18 protein-coding genes are annotated in these 16,994 nt (G+C 59.8%); 9 read left to right on the top strand and 9 right to left on the bottom strand.

The annotated features are described in order from the left end of the window. Positions 1 to 2: 2 nt before the first annotated feature. The 3 genes from M1E02_RS20295 to M1E02_RS20285 are packed head-to-tail and all read right to left on the bottom strand — an operon-like array spanning position 3 to position 2,981. Entirely contained in the window at positions 3 to 1,121 is a 1,119-nt protein-coding gene (locus M1E02_RS20295; RefSeq protein ID WP_479375967.1) for a Gfo/Idh/MocA family protein, read from the bottom strand. Then, positions 1,106 to 1,801 (bottom strand): ThuA domain-containing protein, encoded by a 696-nt coding sequence (locus M1E02_RS20290; protein WP_479375966.1) that lies wholly within the window; start codon positions 1,799 to 1,801, stop codon positions 1,106 to 1,108. The genes M1E02_RS20295 and M1E02_RS20290 overlap by 16 nt, the downstream gene beginning before the upstream one ends. Before the next feature lies 1 nt (position 1,802). Then, entirely contained in the window at positions 1,803 to 2,981 is a 1,179-nt protein-coding gene (locus M1E02_RS20285; protein ID WP_479375965.1) for a Gfo/Idh/MocA family protein, read from the bottom strand. 216 nt (positions 2,982 to 3,197) lie between these two features. Here M1E02_RS20285 and M1E02_RS20280 point away from each other — a divergent pair, with 216 nt between their 5' ends. Further along, on the top strand, positions 3,198 to 4,232 hold the full coding sequence (locus M1E02_RS20280) for a LacI family DNA-binding transcriptional regulator (protein WP_479375964.1): 1,035 nt from the start codon (positions 3,198 to 3,200) through the stop codon (positions 4,230 to 4,232). A 26-nt stretch (positions 4,233 to 4,258) separates the two neighbouring features. Here the strand turns inward: M1E02_RS20280 and M1E02_RS20275 are convergent, their stop codons facing one another. The 3 genes from M1E02_RS20275 to M1E02_RS20265 are packed head-to-tail and all read right to left on the bottom strand — an operon-like array spanning position 4,259 to position 5,357. After that, the gene (locus M1E02_RS20275; RefSeq protein ID WP_479375963.1) at positions 4,259 to 4,651 is read right to left on the bottom strand and encodes a nuclear transport factor 2 family protein; all 393 of its coding nucleotides are present in this window, start codon (positions 4,649 to 4,651) and stop codon (positions 4,259 to 4,261) included. Between the two features lie 12 nt (positions 4,652 to 4,663). Continuing rightward, positions 4,664 to 4,786, bottom strand: coding sequence for a hypothetical protein (locus tag M1E02_RS20270; protein WP_479375962.1), 123 nt, complete (start codon positions 4,784 to 4,786; stop codon positions 4,664 to 4,666). 22 nt (positions 4,787 to 4,808) lie between these two features. Continuing rightward, the gene (locus tag M1E02_RS20265) at positions 4,809 to 5,357 is read right to left on the bottom strand and encodes a TetR/AcrR family transcriptional regulator (protein ID WP_479375961.1); all 549 of its coding nucleotides are present in this window, start codon (positions 5,355 to 5,357) and stop codon (positions 4,809 to 4,811) included. Positions 5,358 to 5,550: 193 nt separating this feature from the next. Between M1E02_RS20265 and M1E02_RS20260 the strand changes: the two genes are divergently transcribed. From M1E02_RS20260 to M1E02_RS20250, 3 genes are all read left to right on the top strand, one after another. Further along, entirely contained in the window at positions 5,551 to 7,800 is a 2,250-nt protein-coding gene (locus tag M1E02_RS20260; RefSeq protein ID WP_479375960.1) for an MMPL family transporter, read from the top strand. 69 nt (positions 7,801 to 7,869) lie between these two features. Next, complete coding sequence (locus tag M1E02_RS20255) at positions 7,870 to 8,718, top strand: SDR family NAD(P)-dependent oxidoreductase (protein ID WP_479375959.1); 849 nt, start codon at positions 7,870 to 7,872, stop codon at positions 8,716 to 8,718. Between the two features lie 148 nt (positions 8,719 to 8,866). Beyond that, the gene (locus M1E02_RS20250; protein ID WP_479375958.1) at positions 8,867 to 9,817 is read left to right on the top strand and encodes an HAD family hydrolase; all 951 of its coding nucleotides are present in this window, start codon (positions 8,867 to 8,869) and stop codon (positions 9,815 to 9,817) included. A gap of 116 nt (positions 9,818 to 9,933) precedes the next feature. Here the strand turns inward: M1E02_RS20250 and M1E02_RS20245 are convergent, their stop codons facing one another. Together M1E02_RS20245 and M1E02_RS20240 are read right to left on the bottom strand one after the other, a co-directional pair. Beyond that, on the bottom strand, positions 9,934 to 10,533 hold the full coding sequence (locus M1E02_RS20245) for a MarR family transcriptional regulator (RefSeq protein WP_479375957.1): 600 nt from the start codon (positions 10,531 to 10,533) through the stop codon (positions 9,934 to 9,936). Positions 10,534 to 10,890: 357 nt separating this feature from the next. After that, positions 10,891 to 11,820: an NAD-dependent epimerase/dehydratase family protein gene (locus tag M1E02_RS20240; protein WP_479378234.1), complete on the bottom strand. Its 930-nt coding sequence runs from the start codon at positions 11,818 to 11,820 to the stop codon at positions 10,891 to 10,893. Between the two features lie 116 nt (positions 11,821 to 11,936). Here M1E02_RS20240 and M1E02_RS20235 point away from each other — a divergent pair, with 116 nt between their 5' ends. Beyond that, complete coding sequence (locus tag M1E02_RS20235) at positions 11,937 to 12,599, top strand: ScbR family autoregulator-binding transcription factor (RefSeq protein WP_479375956.1); 663 nt, start codon at positions 11,937 to 11,939, stop codon at positions 12,597 to 12,599. Here the strand turns inward: M1E02_RS20235 and M1E02_RS20230 are convergent. Next, on the bottom strand, positions 12,535 to 13,404 hold the full coding sequence (locus M1E02_RS20230) for an AfsA-related hotdog domain-containing protein (RefSeq protein WP_479378233.1): 870 nt from the start codon (positions 13,402 to 13,404) through the stop codon (positions 12,535 to 12,537). The two genes, M1E02_RS20235 and M1E02_RS20230, sit on opposite strands and share 65 nt — an antisense overlap. Positions 13,405 to 14,012: 608 nt before the next feature. Between M1E02_RS20230 and M1E02_RS20225 the strand changes: the two genes are divergently transcribed. The 4 genes from M1E02_RS20225 to M1E02_RS20210 are packed head-to-tail and all read left to right on the top strand — an operon-like array spanning position 14,013 to position 16,974. Continuing rightward, positions 14,013 to 14,486, top strand: a complete 474-nt coding sequence (locus M1E02_RS20225) for a nucleoside deaminase (protein WP_479375955.1) — start codon at positions 14,013 to 14,015, stop codon at positions 14,484 to 14,486. Next, positions 14,471 to 15,238 (top strand): 4'-phosphopantetheinyl transferase family protein, encoded by a 768-nt coding sequence (locus M1E02_RS20220; protein WP_479375954.1) that lies wholly within the window; start codon positions 14,471 to 14,473, stop codon positions 15,236 to 15,238. The genes M1E02_RS20225 and M1E02_RS20220 overlap by 16 nt, the downstream gene beginning before the upstream one ends. A 58-nt stretch (positions 15,239 to 15,296) precedes the next feature. Beyond that, entirely contained in the window at positions 15,297 to 16,727 is a 1,431-nt protein-coding gene (locus M1E02_RS20215; protein WP_479375953.1) for a class I adenylate-forming enzyme family protein, read from the top strand. Beyond that, positions 16,720 to 16,974: an acyl carrier protein gene (locus M1E02_RS20210; RefSeq protein WP_479375952.1), complete on the top strand. Its 255-nt coding sequence runs from the start codon at positions 16,720 to 16,722 to the stop codon at positions 16,972 to 16,974. Before M1E02_RS20215 ends, M1E02_RS20210 begins: the two co-directional genes overlap by 8 nt. The last annotated feature ends 20 nt before the right edge of the window (positions 16,975 to 16,994 follow it).

Raw genomic sequence — 16,994 nt, 5'->3', positions numbered from 1 at the left:
GCCTACGAGTTAATCGGCTGGGCTCGGACGTCCTCCGGGGATGCTGTGAGCTGTACGGGTTCCGGTCGCGTTGCCGTGCTCTCGATCGGGACAACTGCTCCGGTACGGGCTGATTCGAGCACTGATTCCATAACGTCGAGTACGTGATAGGCCAGCTTGCCGCCAGCGCGGGGTTCTTCGCCCGGCGGCGTTGCGGCCAGGTCTGCGATGCCGAATCCCCTGCCTGAGTCGATGTACCCGGCTGATACCGGCAGCGTTTGCCAGGAGTCGGCATTTAGTGTGAAAAGTTCCACATCTCCATCAAAGAGATTCGGGTCCGGGATGGCCAGGGAGCCGCGCTCTCCGTGGACTTCGATGTTGGACGACTTGGTCCTGACCGCGTCGAAGCTCATGACCAGAGTGGACAGGGCCCCGCCCTCGTGGGTCAGGATGCCGGTTACATGGGAGTCGATGCTGACCGGTATCACCTCTCCCTCGCGTGCGCCGGAACCGATAGTACGTTCGGCACGGGTGTGGCTGGCCGCGCCGGTCACTGAAACAACCGGCCCCAGCAGGGTGACCAGGGCGCTGACGTAGTAAGGCCCCATATCGAGCAGCGGACCGCCGCCGGGCTGGTAATAGAAGTCAGGGTTGGGATGCCAGCGCTCGTGACCGGGGGTGACCATCGTCGCCGTCGCCGAAACGGGCGTCCCGATCAGTCCGTCGTCGATCGCCTTACGAGCGGTCTGGATTCCGGTTCCCAAAACGGTATCCGGGGCGCAGCCGACGGCGACCCCCGCGGCTTCCGCTGCTCTCAGTACCTGCCTGGCTTCGGCAGTGGTAGCCGCCAGGGGCTTTTCCCCGTAAACGCTCTTGCCTGCGGCAATTGCCTTGAGGGCGACGTCGGCATGGGCGGCAGGGATTGTCAGGTTCAGGACGAGGTCTACGTCATCCGCGCCGATCAATCCGTCAACGGTAAGCGCCCGGACGCCGTCGTAATCATCTGCTACAGCCTGGGCCCGTACGGGGTCCAGGTCCGCTACTGCCACGAGTTCGATTCCCTCAAGACGGCGGAAGGTGGCGAGGTACTGCGCGATGATGGCCCCGCATCCGATAATTCCGACGTTTAGCGGCTTGCCCACAGAAGGCCCCTTTCGATGATGGTTCGGACGTTTTTGTCTTTGAGGACTTCCAGGTTGTGGCCGGGGGTGGAGACGAAGATCCGCCCCTTGCCCCATTGACGCGTCCAAATGGCGGGGGACGTGACTTCGCGGTTCCAGGGATCCCATTCGCGGACCTTCTGGGTGGTTGTCGCGAGCACGTCGATATAGTCGTCCGCCAGGACCCAATACTGTTCGGTGACGAGGTGGAAGTCGCTGATCCCCCGTGTGACCGGGTGGTCCACTCCCGGGAGCATGTTGATGGTGTACGGAATGTAGTTGTCGGCCTGTTCCCCGGTGCGTTCGTCAGGGTGTTTGCCCGGGTGGCAGGCGAATTGCCCTCCAATGAGGTGGAGATAATCAGAGGTGTTCCGGTAGGAATCGGCGATCCCTCCGTGCCACCCGGCCAGCCCGGTGCCGTTTTCCACAGCAGCGCGCAATCCTTCGATTTCTTCTCTTTCAATCGAGGACATGGTCATGCACTGCATGATGAGGTCCACGCCGGCAAGGTAGCCGGCATCGGCGTAGATCTTGGGGGATTCCTCAACCCGAACGTCGTAGCCGTTGTCCTTCAGGTATGGAATGAAGAGTTCTGTCGCCTCGACCGGTTGGTGTCCGTCCCACCCGCCGCGGACCACCAGGGCTGTTTTCGTCTGTGTCATTTCAGACTTCCTGCCAGTGGCTGGAGGCGGCAGCGCTGGACTCGACGGCGGCCAGGACGCGCTGCACCTGAAGGGCGTTGGCGAAGGATGGTTCAGGTTGGTGTTTCCCGGCGATCGCGTTTACCAGGTCCACCACCTGGTGGGTGAAGCCGTGTTCGTAGCCGAGGCCGTGGCCGGTTGGCCACCAGTTCCCCACAAATGGGTGTTCCGGCTCCGTGACCAGGATCCTCCTGAAGCCTGCGTCCGGCGAGTCATCATCGTCATAGACGGAGAGGACGTTCATGTCCTCGAAGTCGAAGGCAAGGGATCCCTTTGTGCCGTTGAGTTCCAGCCGCATCGCGTTTTTCCGGCCCAGGGCGAACCGGGTGGCTTCGAAGACGCCGATAGGACCGTTCGCAAACCGGGCGGAAAATATGGCGGCGTCATCAACCGTGACCGCACCCCGCGGGGCCTCCTCGGTAACGTCGCCGTGGCCGCCAAGGCCCACACGATCGCCGGCAAGGGGGCGTTCCGTGACGAAAGTTTCCAGCAGCGCTGAGACACCCGTGATGTCCTGGCCGGTGACCCACTGTGCAGCGTCGATGATGTGGGCGCCGATATCGCCCAGGGATCCGGACCCTGATTTCGTCTTGTCCAACCGCCACGTCATAGGGGCGTTCTCATCGCTGAGCCAGTCCTGCAGGTATTGTGCGCGGACCTGGCGGATGGTTCCGAGGCGGCCCTCGTCCACCATCCGCTTGGCCAGCGACAAAGCCGGAGTGCGGCGGTAAGTGAAGCCGCACATTGAGTAGACGCCGCGTTTGAAGGCGGCTTCCGCGGCCTGGGACATGCGTTCTGCCTCGGCCACTGAGTTTGCCAGCGGCTTTTCGCAGAGCACGTGCTTTCCTGCTTCCAATGCGGCCACCGCGATTTCCGCGTGTGTGTCGCCGGGGGTGCAGATGTCAATCAGGTCGATGTCGTCACGCTCGATCAGGCGCCGCCAATCGGTTTCAACCGAGGCCCAGCCAAGCTTCTCGGCTGCTGCCGTGACGCCTGCCTGGTCCCGTCCGGCTACAGCCGTCAGCTCTGGTTCAAGAGGCAGGTCGAAGAACCGGGGTGCGGTCCGCCACGCGTGGGAATGTGCGGCGCCCATGAAGGCATAGCCCACCATGCCCACGCGTAATGGCTGTGCGGAAGTCATCAAATACCTTTCGTGAATGCTGTGTCAGGGGTTTTGCGGCTCCCACTCACAACCTTCGAAAGATTTCGCTATGATAACGGGAGAGTGAGATAAAAGTAATGTCGACCACAAGCGCAGGTCAAGGCCTCGGTCAAGAAATCTCTGGAATCGATTGACGTTCGGTGGACCAACTGCGAGAACTCTACTTCTCGAAATATTTCGAAGCCAAGGAGTAACATGTCAACGGTCCAGCCCAAGCGGAAACTGACCCTGGCAGCAGTAGCGCGCGAGGCCGGGGTTTCTCCGCCCACCGTTTCAAAGGTGATTAACGGCCGCGACGATGTCGCGGCCGAAACCCGCACCAAGGTCATGGCGGTCCTGGCGCGGACGGGGTACAAGTCGCCGCTTCAGCAGCGCAGGAGCCTCACTGGCAGGCAGGCTGTCGAGGTGGTCTTTGACTCGCTAAATACGGCCTACGCAATCGAGGTGCTCAATGGAATCCTGGAGGCAGCGGGGGAGTCGGAGACAGAGGTGGTGCTCAGTGTCACGGGCAAGCAGAGCAGTTCGCGGCTGTCCGCGGAGCAACGCGCAGCCCGGATAATCGACGAGGGCCGCTGCGGAATGATTGTTGTGACATCCGCCTTCAGCGGGGCCAAGCTGAATGCCTTCCACCGAAGGGGAGTTCCCACTGTTGTGATTGACCCATTCAACCCACCCCCTGCCGAGGTGGTGAGCGTTGGGGCCACAAACTGGGCTGGCGGCAAAGAGGCAACATCCCACCTGATCGAACTTGGCCATCGCAGGATTGCATACCTGGGCGGGCCGGACGGCGTCGAATGCAATCAGGCGCGGCTCCATGGCTATCTGGCAGCGATGCGGGCAAAGGGAGTAACGGTGGATAGCCGCTACATCGTCCCCGGGTCCTTCAGCTCCGAACACGGAGTTGAGGGCCTGAAGGCCCTGCTTCAACTGAAACAGCGCCCAACCGCGATTTTCGCTGCGAATGACAGCATTGCCCTGGGTGTGTTGGCCGAGGCGCGCCGGAACGGCGTTCGCGTGCCCGAAGACCTGAGTCTTGTCGGTTTCGACGGCACCTCACAGGCCGAGGCGTCCGTGCCCGCCCTGACCTCGGTGACTCAGCCGCTACAGGAGATGGGACGTGCTGCTCTGCGGTTCATCCTGAGCCAAATGCGGGGCGAGCTGCTGGATTCCCGCAGGGTTGAGCTGGCTACGCACCTCGTAGTCCGGGAATCCACCGCCCTGGTCCACTGAGTCGAGGGTTGGGCGAAGGGAGGTCGCTACCCGCGGCCTATCGCTGTTGCCTGTGACCACACCGCCTGCCATTCACCCTCATTCAGCTCGTAGGTGTCGGTGTGCCAGTATCCGGTTCGGGCCACGCGATGACCGCCAAAGATGACTTCGAGATCTGCCCGGTATCGGATGGTCGCGAAAGAGCCGGAATGCCGAACGTCCATGGGACCCGGCTCCCAAGAGATGTAGGAGATCTGGCCGGTTGCGATGGCTCCCAGGTACTGCTCTTTGTCCAGAAGCGCTCCAATGGGTGTAACGAGTTGGAAGTCCTTTGAGTGCAAGGCATGAGCGGCCGGGATGTTGCCTTCGACCAGCGCTTTCAGGCGGGATCGTTCGACGTCGCGGATTCGTTCCGCTTCGAGGTTTGCTTGTGTGCTCATTCGGCTATCCAATCATTTGGGCAGGTTGTCTTCCCAATCAATGCCGCGGTCTATCTGCATTTCAGGAACAAAGAAGATGTGTTCCGTATTCTGGCTCGCTGTGCAGCCGCAAATGATGCGGGCATTGCTAGTCATGGCTCCCTGAAGTGGGGCGGGGTCAGGCCTTCAAGAGAAATTGCCCGAGGGATATGATTTCGCTGCGGAGAGCTTCGTCGTCGATGTCGGCCAGGTTCGGATCTATGCCGACGCTGGCAAGTCCTCCGCCAAATAGGGAAACAGCGATCCGGCGGCGGGTGTCCGGTTCCGGCCCCAGGAGCATCCTGCCTAGCTGCAGAATGAGCCCGGCTGCCTCGCTGTGCGTCTCGAGGAAGCGACGGACTTCCGGATCATGACTGAGTGCCGCCACCACTTCACGTTGGGCGATCACCAGGCTGCAGAGTCCCGCAATAGCCACCTCCTGCTGTGACTCGGAGTCCTCTGCATCGGCGATGATGCGGCGCATCTCTTCGAAGGCGGGGGCGAGGACGGCTTCGATGATGCCTTCCTTGGTCTTGAACTGGTAGTAGACAGCGGCCTTCCCGATTTCCAGGCGATCCGCAATCATCTGCAGGGACGTCCCGCTGACCCCCCTCTCGGAGAAAAGTTCGAGGGCCGCTGCAACCACCCGCTCGCGTCCCTGGCCCCGCGGTGCTTTTGGCTTTCCCATAATCCCCCTTGATCGTGGCAGGCGCCATTGGGCCCGCATGGCCGGCTCATTTGGACGGCAGTACCCATTCTAGCGGCAAGTTAGCCGAACGGCTTGTCAAAACTAAGCCGAGCGGCTAACTTTGTAGTTAGCCGATCGGCTTGGATGTCCTCAATGCTGCGTCCACCACGAATCCCTTTCAGGAGGTCCTGTTTTGGCTGCTTTTCTTTATCGTTTCGGGCGCTGGGTGTTCCGGCGCCGGGGTCTGGTGCTCATCGTGTGGGCCGTCATTCTTGGCGGACTTGGCGTCGGAGCCGCAACGTTGTCCGCCCCTGTGTCCAATTCGGTTTCGATTCCGGGTACCGAGTCGCAGCGGGCGCTGGACTTGCTCTCTTCGCTGACGGGGGCCAACGCGGACTCGGCTACAGCAAGGGTGGTATTCGTCGCCCCCGATGCCACCACCTTGGCCACACCATCAGCGAAGGCGGCAATCCAGACAGCGGTGAAGAACCTCTCAGAACTTCCAGATGTCAGGGCGGTGGCAGATCCTTTTGCTTCCCGCGCAGTTTCTTCTGATGAGCGCACGGCGTTCGCCACCGTCAGCTATGCCGTGAAGGCCTCTGACCTGGAATCAGTGGACCGGGATGCCCTCTTCGACGCTGGTCGCAGTGCCGAATCCGCTGGCCTGACCGTTGAATTCGGCGGCGATGCGGTTACGGCCTCTCCGGCTCAGAGCGCCACGGAGGGAATCGGTGTCATCGTGGCAGCCTTGGTTCTGGTGATCACTTTCGGAGCGCTCGTCGCGGCCGGGCTGCCGCTGCTGACTGCGATCATCAGTGTTGGCGCCGGGATGCTGGGTATCCAGATTGCCAGTGGCTTCTTCGAACTTGGTTCAAACACGTCCTCTCTGGCCCTTATGCTCGGCCTGGCCGTTGGGATCGACTACGCCCTGTTCATCGTCTCGCGTTACCGGCATGAGCTGATGGAGGGGCATTCCCCGGAAGAGGCGGCCGGCCGGGCGGTGGGTACGGCTGGATCGGCTGTCGTGTTCGCGGGGCTGACGGTCATCATCGCCCTGGCCGCCCTGTCTGTGGTGGGCATCCCGTTTCTGGTGCAGATGGGTCTGGCCGCTGCCGGCACTGTCCTGGGGGCAGTCGTCATTGCCATCACGCTGCTGCCCGCCCTGTTGGGTTTCGCCGGAGATCGCGTCCTCGGCCGGAAGGGCCGCGCAGCCCGGGCCTCCGGAGGCGCCGACGCGGAGGGATCCGGGCGGGTTCGGGCACCTTTCGGGGAGCGATGGGCTCGTGGCGTGCTCCGTCACCGTGTCCTGGCGGTGGTGGGTGTCATCATCATGCTCGGTGTGGTTGCAATACCTGCGTTGGACATGCGCCTTGGGTTGCCTTCAGACGCAACAGCTTCCGCCGAGACCACCGAACACAAGGCTTATGAGGCCCTGGCTGCCGGGTTCGGGGCAGGTTTCAATGGTCCGTTGGTGATCGTTGCTGACCTGGCCAATGCCGGGGTGCCCCAGCAGGCTGCCCAGGTTATTGGCACGGATCTGTCCAAGATGGCGGACGTCGCCGTCGTAGTCCCGGCCACGTTCAACCAGGGCGGGGACACCGCAGTGATCACCGTGATTCCGAAGAGCGGACCAACCAGTGTCCAGACCGAAGACCTTGTCCATGCGATCCGGGCCGAATCCGGCGGCTGGCAGTCTCAGACAGGTGCGCAGATCTATGTGACGGGAACCACCGCGGCAGGGATCGACGTCTCACAGAAACTCTCCGACGCACTTGTTCCTTACCTTGCTGTCATCGTCGGGCTCGCGTTCGTTCTGCTGATGCTTGTCTTCCGCAGCATTCTTATCCCGCTCAAGGCCGTCGGTGGTTTCCTCCTCAGCGTTATGGCAGCTTTCGGTGCCGTGGTGGCGGTATTCCAGAATGGCTTCGCCGCGGATCTTCTTGGCATCGACAACCCCGGACCAATCATCAGTTTCCTCCCGATCCTTCTGGTGGGCATCCTGTTCGGCCTCGCAATGGACTATCAAGTATTTCTCGTCACCAGGATGCGCGAGGAGCATGTCCATGGGGCGACGGCGGACGAATCGATTGCTCTCGGATTCCGCCACGGCGCGCGGGTGGTCACGGCCGCAGCCCTGATCATGGTTGGCGTGTTCGCCGGCTTTATCACGGCGCCGGAGCCAGTCATCAAGTCCATCGGCTTCGCCCTTGCAGTTGGGGTGTTCGCCGACGCCTTCCTGATCCGGATGACCCTGGTCCCTGCCCTCATGTCCCTGCTCGGCAACAGGGCATACTGGCTGCCCCGCTGGCTCGAGCGTGTTCTGCCCGACCTCGACGTGGAAGGCAGCAACCTCACCAAATCCCTCGAAACGACTCCGCAGACCCCCGCGCCGGTGAGAGAAACAGCAGAAAAGGACCGCGAACCGGTGACATTGCAGCGCTGATACAACACGATTTTTAGACTGCACCAGGCCCGCGCGCTCAATTCCACGCCCAAAACGAGGAGGATCAACATGTCAATTACACAGCCCGCCGCCATCATCACAGGTGGGACCGGCGGCATGGGGATAGCAACGGCAAGACTCATGGGTAAAGACCACAGAATCGTGCTGGCAGACCTTGACCGGGCACGCCTCGATGACGCAGTGGGCGAGCTGGCCGCTGACGGAATTGAAGCAATGGGCGTGGTTTGCGACATCACCGACAAGGCATCCGTGGAGCAACTGTTTCAGCATGCAGAGTCGGAAGGAAGCCACGTTCGTGCAGTAGTCCACGCCGCTGGAATCAGCCCACACATGGGGACTGCTGAACGCATTGCGCGCATAAATGCAACCGGCACAGTCAATGTCGCACTGGCGTTCTTCTCAAGGGCCGCCGATGGTGACGTACTGGTCAATGTGGCATCAACCGCCGGGCATAGCCTTCCAAAGGTCCTGATCCCGCTCCGCGCTTTCCGTCTGGCCGAACAACGGGCCGATGACTTCGAGAAAGCGATCGTCAGCCGCGCGAGGTTCGTCGGCACAAAGCTGAAACCAGGTCTGGCCTACGCGATCAGCAAGAACTTCGTCCAGTGGTACAGCCGTTTCCTTGCGGCCAGGTTCGGCGAGCGGGGAGCGCGGGTGGTTTCTGTCTCACCAGGGAGCTTCGATACTGCTATGGGGCGTTTGGAGGAGAACCATGGAGCCGGCGATCTGGTGAAGTCGGCAGCAATCAAGCGATTCGGCAAGCCTGAGGAGGTCGCGGCTGTCATCGCGTTCTGTGCAAGCGAAGCACCCGGCTACCTGACTGGGGTCGACATCTTGGTCGATGGGGGCACCAAGGCCGGGCAAGAGTTTGCAAAGGCGCAGAAAAAGGCACTGTGACAGGAGCGGCTCCTCCAGGACGTCGTCGAGCAGTGCCCCCGATCCCGCATCAATCACCGCTTGAGATTCTGCCACTCGTTGGCGAACACAAGATGAATCTGTGGTGTGCGTCCTAGCGAGGACCGGGGGCGTCTGCTCTACTAGATGGATGAGTACATTGACTGAAACTTCAGTCGCTGGCAACGATGACCGGCGAAACGAAAACAAGAAAAACAAACTGACCACCTTTCTGCCCGATACTGCTAACCAGCTGACGAGCCAAAACGGCAGCAGCCACAAGGCAAAGCACAACGGCAGCAACGGTGTAAAGCACAAACTGATGGTTGCGCTGGACGTAGACGGCACCCTGGTGGACCACGATGGGCATATGTCAGCCCCTGTCCGGGAAGCGGCCCAGGCAGTGGTTGCGGCCGGCCACGAAGTGATGATCGCCACCGGCCGTTCGCTCAATGCGACGCTTCCCATCATTGAACAGCTTGGCATTGAGACCGGCTACGCAGTCTGCTGCAACGGGGGAGTGACCCTACACCTCGACCCTGCCCATACGGACGGCTACAAGGTCCTCCACAAGGCAACGTTCGATCCCGGCCCTGCGCTCCGCGCACTCCGTGAACGCCTGCCCTCGGCCAAGTACGCGCTGGAGGATGCCGACGGCAACTTCCTTTCAACCGAGCGGTTCCAGGACCCCAGCTTTGGTGTCGAAGCCATCGGCGTCGACTTCCAGACCCTGCTCGAGTCGACGGCTGTCCGTGTGGTGGTTTTCAGTTCCGAGAACACCCCGGAGGAATTCACAGAGGCAATCCAGCACGTTGGCCTTGCCGGTGTGACGTACTCCGTGGGATGGACGGCCTGGCTGGACATCGCCGCAGCCGGGGTCACGAAGGCAAGCGCCCTTGAGCGGATCCGGGGCCAACTGGACATCCCCGAGCACCGCACTGTGGCAATCGGGGATGGCCGTAACGACATCGAGATGCTCGATTGGGCAGGCCGGGGTGTGGCCATGGGCCAAGCGCCGGATGAAGTTGCGGCGGCGGCAGATGAAGTCACGCTCTCGGTCTACGACGACGGCGCCGCCCACGTGCTCCGCAGCCTGCTCTAGAGGGTTCGCGAAGACCGTCCTGACCTTGTTTGCGCAAGCGGACACTGGGACACGCCGTCAATCAGGCGTGTCGGAGCCATTCAGACGGCAAAGAGGGTCACGGCGGCGCTACAGGGTTAGCGGACTTCGAGGATCATGTGCAGCAACCGCGCGGCGGCGGGGCGTGCGGCATGTTCATCAGCCCATTGGGCCCTTGCCACGGCTTTGCTGACCGCCTGCGTGGTGATGCCCAGTTCTTCGGCCACAGCTTTCTGCTGCCCCCGCACCCCGGGTGTCAGCAGATCCAGCACCCGCCATTCGGCAGGGCTCCTTCCGTGCACAATGTGGCCGAGGAGCCGCAGGACCGCCTCGGCTTCCCCGGATAGGTCAGCCAGGGGACCTTCGACTGCCACCGGAACCCGTTCTTTCCCGTTCCGCAGCCGGTCCACTGCCCGCCGCGCATAGATGAGTCCATGACCTGACGCATCCTTAATCTGGTTCGGCAGGGGTTCATTGACCGGCCCCACACCTATTCCTACAAACCAGCTGCCGCAACGAAGGGCAATCAGGGCTGCCTCTACAGCCTGCTCAGCGGCGTCCACTATGCCTTGGACTTCGTCCTCCACTGACCGGTCGAAATCCAGGCGCGCGGGGATGTGGCGCAGATCCTTGAGGAGCTGCGGAACCCGGTCACCATCGCGCCGGCTGTCCCTTTGGTTGATGGTCAGCGTGAACATTGTGGGTCAAAGACTACCGGCTGCCACTTAAGAGGCAAGCTTTAATCCAGTGCCACGGAGGAACTTACGACGGCGGGCGCCAGCGCGCACAGCAGCAGCCCTGTCAGGAGGCTTGCCACCACATGCAGAGGGAGGTTTTGAGAACAAACCCGGACCCCGGGAGGAAGTGGGCTGCCCAGTGAATTCGGCAATGGCAGGATTCGAAGTCGATCCACGCCCGGCTGAGATCTGCGAAAGGGGCAGAACGATCCAGATACAAACAAGGAAAATCCGTCCACGGTTCTCCTGCCTGCGATACGCCGCTCTAAAAGAGTGCCCCCGCCGCTTGATTGAGGCTCGCCAAGGTTGATTTTGACCCTATGTCTTTCCTGCCGCACTGTTGCGGAAGTAACCCTCATACCACTTGCGACTGTTGTCCGTAAGGTGGAAACCAGTTGGGGAGAGGGTTGGCAGTGCATCCCATAATTTGGATGAATTAAACCAGTTGTCTTCGGTAAGCAACCGAATCTGATGAAGCGATAGCCCGATATCTGCAGCTTGCTCCAGCGCTTCAGCCACAGTCAGATTGGCGGAGGGGAATTGAATGCCAACTTCGCGTTCAAGTGCCGTGATGATGGTTCGCACCGCAACAGGGTCAGGCTCAGACGCATTCACGGCCGTTCCTTTGATTGCTCTTCCGTTTCCGCTCAGGAGTTCGGCCACAATCTTCGCAAGTAGTTCGACAGATACTACCGAGACCAGACTTGTGCCTGATTCAACCAATGCGTTTAGGCGCTGCGTCATGGAGACAAGCGTAGGGATAAACCATTTGTCCCCGTGCCCATAAGTCAGATTTGGGCGGAGAACAGTCCCACCTGCAGCGAGAACCTGGCGCTCAGCTTCCACTCGGCTCTGGCTCAAAAGGGACGCAGGCGCGATAGGTAGGGACTCGTTCTCTCCTCTGAACGGCCCGTGCCCATACACCGAGGCGGTGCTTACATAAACGAGCTCTGCCCTCGCTTGGACTACCGCTTGAACAACTCGTTCTGTTCCGACTACATTCGTACGCTCCATTTCCGCTACGTCAGAGCCTATGTAGTTGGCCACATGGACAACCCAATCTGCCCCTCTTGCAGCGGCAATGAGTGTGTTCACGTCCCTCAGGTCCACGTACACGTATTCTGCATGATTCCCGCGGGCGGGAGAGCCGACCTGTCGTGTTGCGAGCACCAAATTGAAGGCTCTCCGTTCCTGGAGTTCTCTTGAGATCGCACGTCCAAGGAATCCCGTTGCACCTAGGAGGAGCACTGTCGGCAACGCCTTGTCCGGCTTAGGCCTCACTGGCGCAACACTCCCTCAGTTTGGCGGCGTGGTCTAGCGTGGGAGAAGGGATTCGACAAAATCATCAGGACAAGGACTCTCACTTGGTTAGACAACAGCGTGCGGTAACAACCCACGAGGCGATTGTTAGAGGCGCCGCGGATGTGTTCGAAAAGTACGGGTACGGCGAGGCTAGCGTCAGCGAAATAACAGAGTCTGCCGGCGTGACAAAGGGAGGTCTCTACTTCCATTACAAGTCCAAAGAAGCCCTCGCCCTCGCTGTTATTAATGAACAGCATCGTATAGCCACCGAAGCGGGAGAAATCATCCGCTCCATGGACTGTTCCGCCCTCGAAATGATTTTGTGGACCCTTCGCTCCTTTTCCGATTTGTTGCATAGCAACGTCGTGGTGCGGGCTGGCATTCGCTTGACCTTCGAAGCCTCCGCATTCAGTGTCGCCGTAACCCATCCTTATGAGGATTGGATAGCCTCTTTCGAAGCTTTGCTTCACCGGGCAATTGGTGAAGGTGACATTAGTAAGGACGTGGATGCAGCAGAATTCGCGAGGCTCATCGTCGGCGCTTACACGGGAGTGCAGATGGTGTCTAACGTGCTGACACTGCGTAAGGACCTACTTGTGGTTGCGGCGGGTCTGTGGAAGTACCTGCTTCCGTCCATCTTGGCCGAGGACCGCAAACACCTTATTCCAAAGCTGCAGTCGATATGGGCATCATCGCCTCCGACTCTGTCCCCAGGGATACGTTAGCTTGGGCAACAATTTCCCCGAACTGTATGAAGTCGAAGCGCAGCCGACCTGACTTGGCGTCTTCGTTCCCTCGAATCCTCAGGAAGCAGTCGGCGCTCAGCTCAATCATCTTTCTGTATTCGACAACAATCGAAGCAGGTTCGCCAGTACGCCCATTCCGCAGCTGCAGGAACACTTGACGGATGGCCTCAACAACAAACATCCCTGAAATGTGGTCGAGAGGGTGGTCGAAGAGAAGTGGATGGAGTGGATCAGGTGTTAAGCGCCACCCCTGGCCGGAAGGCAACGGCTCCACGGCTCGGTCACCTTGGCTTGGCCTGCCTGTGGCCAGTTCCATCGACGTAGTATCCGGTGTGGGACCAGCCGGGTTAGCGGGTGCCGCGCAGCCGAGCCGAAGGCGGGCATAGACTGCCGGGGGAATTATCTGTGCAGCCAATGATCCCGAAGCAAACAGCTCGGACCCCACCAGGAAAGAGACGTTGATTCTGAAGGCGCTAAGCGCATTGCGCCTCTTGACTATGCCATCCATTGAGACTCGAGCTACTACGTTGGTCGGCTTCAAGCGCGAGAAGTCGGGGATCAATGAGTGATTCCCGATCTCCAGTGCCGCCAGGACGAACTTCATGTCGTCAGGAACATGGTAAACCGAGTGGGCTACGCCCAGTGTGATCTGTCGCAGAGATTCAGCCAGCAATAGCGTATCGGCGGATCCGGACTCCGTCTTATAGAAGTAGTGGGCACGAGGCCACTGCAATCGCACAAGCGCGCAATTGTCCGGCAGTGACAGCACGTCTGTCAGCAGCACTTCAGCCAAGCTTAATTTGTGCGCCATCCATCCTGGCATAAGTCCAGAGGAGGAACCAGTGACCTTTGCCTGGGGGTCATTAACCGTCCCTAGTCCCGCTGGGAGTACGTCCACCTATGCTCCTTGGAGTAGAGAAACAAACCGACCGGTTCTCCCGTTCTCTGTAGCCTAACCCGTAGGACACGCATCTCCCGCCCCGTCGTAAAAGTCCGCATCTGCCCGGGACCCCTTCCCACCGGCTCGGAACCTGCACGTTGATCACAATCTGGAGGCCAGTCCTTCCCGATTTTCGAATCTTCAAGCCATCTGGCGGGAGCAACTTTAGGTACACCCTTGGAGCCTCCCTGCGGCCCGATGTTGCCCTCGTGTGTACATCGCCAGCAAGTGCGTACTTTTATTACAAAACCGACCGTCCGTCTTGTTTCAATGAAATCGAAACTCTAGACTCATCCACGAGAGGGCGCTTGGCCCTGAAAAGCGAAATTGCGGACCAGTGATTGAGCGCCCGGGTCAGCGTCATCGATTCGGATTCTCGGATGTTGACCGTGAAACGGGCCCACTTCAAGGCTCGATGCTTCCGACTGGAGAAGATCAGGGGATTTCAGGAAATGACAGCCAACACCGATGTGAGATTCAACCACGCGATTGCTGTGGATACTGTGCGAGCTGCGACAGCGGAAGTGGCTGGGGGCGGACTGCCATTTGTCACAACTATCGTGACTGCACAGGGATTCGCCCTTCCACCGACTCCAAATCGCGTCAGTGAGCAGTCCGATCCGACGGCTCACGCAGAAGTTGCGGCCATTCGCGAGGCATGCCTGGAACTCGGAATAGACGGAGTGAGAGGCGGGACGATGTACACGTCTTGTTCTCCATGTTCCCTCTGCTACGTGTCCGCGTTCTATGCAGGCATCGAGACAATTTTCTATAGCGTCACCCGCGAAGAGGCAGGAACCTACGGCTGCGACCTGCGGGGAACGTACCTTCAATTTCCCCACGAAGCTGAAGGATGGGGTCCCGACACCGTATTCGTCGATCTTGAGGACAGACTTCGTCCGTTCATAGAGTGGACCCGCTCATAGGTCAGAAGCTGTCGGCGATCCTCCTCGGAATTCTCGAGACTTGCTCCCGAGGAAGTGAACAATTGTCCGTTGACGCGGCAAAAGGGCTGGCAATCTCAGTGCGTCCTGTGCTGGATGCCTCACACGGTACGCCCTCCCCTCCATGGGAAGGACGTAGGAGTGCGGAATTCGACGCCGGTCGGCACGCTGCCCGGCAAGCCTTGAAGAGGTTGGGAAGTTCCACAGACGAACCTCTAACGGCTCTGGCGGACGGCGGAGTGTTCTGGCCTAAGGGCAGCAAGGGAAGCATCAGCCATTGTTGTCACTTGGCAGTTGCAGCAGTTAGCAGACTCGGTCCAAGCATCGGAATCGACGTCGAGAAGGTTCAGCCTTTCTCCCAGGCGATGCTTGAGCTCATGTCCAGCGCACAAGAGGTTCGTGCCATGGACGCCTTGCGAAACTTCTCTCGCGATACGAGAGCATGCTTGTTCTTCAGTGCCAAGGAAGCTGCCTTCAAGGCGATGTCTCAAAGTGGGGTCGCCAGGTCCATTCGACAGATCGAAATACGCTGTGAACCGCTCGGCCCCGAGCACGGAGCCTTCCATGCCGAGGTCCCCGGCGGGTTCCATGGCATTGGCTACTTCGCCTGTGTCAATGACGTGGTTCTGACTATGTGTCAATTTCAGCCGAAGACTACACACGCGCCTACGTCCCGGATGGTTGAGGGCTCACCACACTCTCGTCCAAATCCATCACTAGAGCCCAGGCAGTAGCACCCACAGCGGTGAATTGAATCACCAGTACTCGAAACAACAACTGAAAGGGGGAATCATGCATTTCACCATGGGCGGACTTCGTCGCCAAGCCCGCGAGCACGCCGGCAAGCCGGCAATACGATGGCGCCGGAGGGACTACCCATACTCAGTCATCGAGTCCATGATCGATGATCGCGCCCGCGCTATGGGTTTGAAAGGCGTGAGCAGCGAAGGGACGGTAGCAGTCGAGGCGGTTCGAGGACTGGACGCCGTAATCGATGTGGGAGCCCTGTGGATGCTTGGCTGTACCGTCATGCCATTCCCCGCCGGCAGCGAAGACCGGCTGATTAAGAACATGGTGGGACAAGCCCAGGCCAACTGGATCCTACGACCGGGGGGCGATCCACATTCAGCAGGCACACTGGCCGGGTTCCCGGCCGCCGAAGAACGCACGACATTAATCCTCCCAACATCGGGGAGCACCGGGGAGCCGAAACTTGTTCCGCTGACGACAACAGCAGTAGAGGCTTTCACAAAATGGGCCGAGGGTATGTTTACGCTTTCCCGGCGCACTGTGCTCGGCTTCGCGCCCATAAATTTCGACCTGTCGATCCTCGAGATTTGGGCGACATTGGCGACCGGCGGCACCGTGGACCTCGTTTCAGATGAAGAAGCCCTCAACCCTCGCGAGCTTCGTCGCCATCTCCGCAGTTCAAGGGTCGATTTGATCCAGGCCGTTCCCTTTGTTTTCCAGACATTGAAGTCACCCGAGGGAGAGATGGAGGTCAGCATCCCTGGGGTTAGAGATGTCATTGTCACCGGGTCGAAAGCCAATCACGATACCCGGCGCCTCATGGTGTCCTCGTTTCCCAACGCCGTCTTTCACAACGTATACGGCTCTACCGAGACGAATAACAGCTTCATATTCACAGCGGACAAGTCGCAGATCGGGCAGTTTGAGACCCCTCCTATTGGATTTCCTCTGCCCGGTGTGGAAGCCCATGTCCTGGACCACGATGGAAATGTCCTGGCAGGTCAGGCCACGGGCGAATTGCACGTCCGGACGCCGTTCATGATGTCCGGCTATCTGGGAGCAGTCCGCTCCGAATCAAAACTTTTTCCCACCGGCGACATCGTATTCCGCGACCAGAACGGCCGGTACCACATCGAATCGCGCAGCTCCCGAATCGTCAAAGTACGGGGGAACAGGATAAATCTCGACCAGCTGGAGGCAGTCATTGAAGGGCATCCAGATGTCGAAGAATCAGTGGTGATCGCCCGTCCCGACTCAGACCAGGAGCTGCGAATCGAAGCCTTGGTAAAGCTCCGTCCCGGCAGCCAAACTACGATTCTTGGGCTTCGCAGCCACTGCTCAAAGCACTTGCCCGCGTATGCCATGCCCGGGGTCCTCAGGATCGTGAACGAGTCGTTTCCCCGGACCTCGACGCACAAAATCGACCGAAACGCCTCGGAACTCATCCACTACAAAGGAACAGTCAATGCCTGAAGCAACCATCACAAAAGTCCAGGGGTTCATTGCCGGAAAAATCGCCACAGATGTGGCCGCCGAGGAGTTGGACCCGGACATGAACCTGGTCGCCCTTGGCATCCTCACCAGCCTCTCACTGCTCCGCGTAATCGCATGGACAGGCGAGGAATTCGGACTCCAGGTCAACGACCTGGAAATCAATCCCAAAGACCTGACAAGCATCCGCGCTATCGCCAGATTCATCGAGGCCAACAACGTCCGGTAGTGCCACACCCATAGAAGGAG

The organism is Arthrobacter sp. Z5-13 (assembly GCF_056499105.1).
This window is presented reverse-complemented; position numbering and strand designations above follow the sequence as displayed.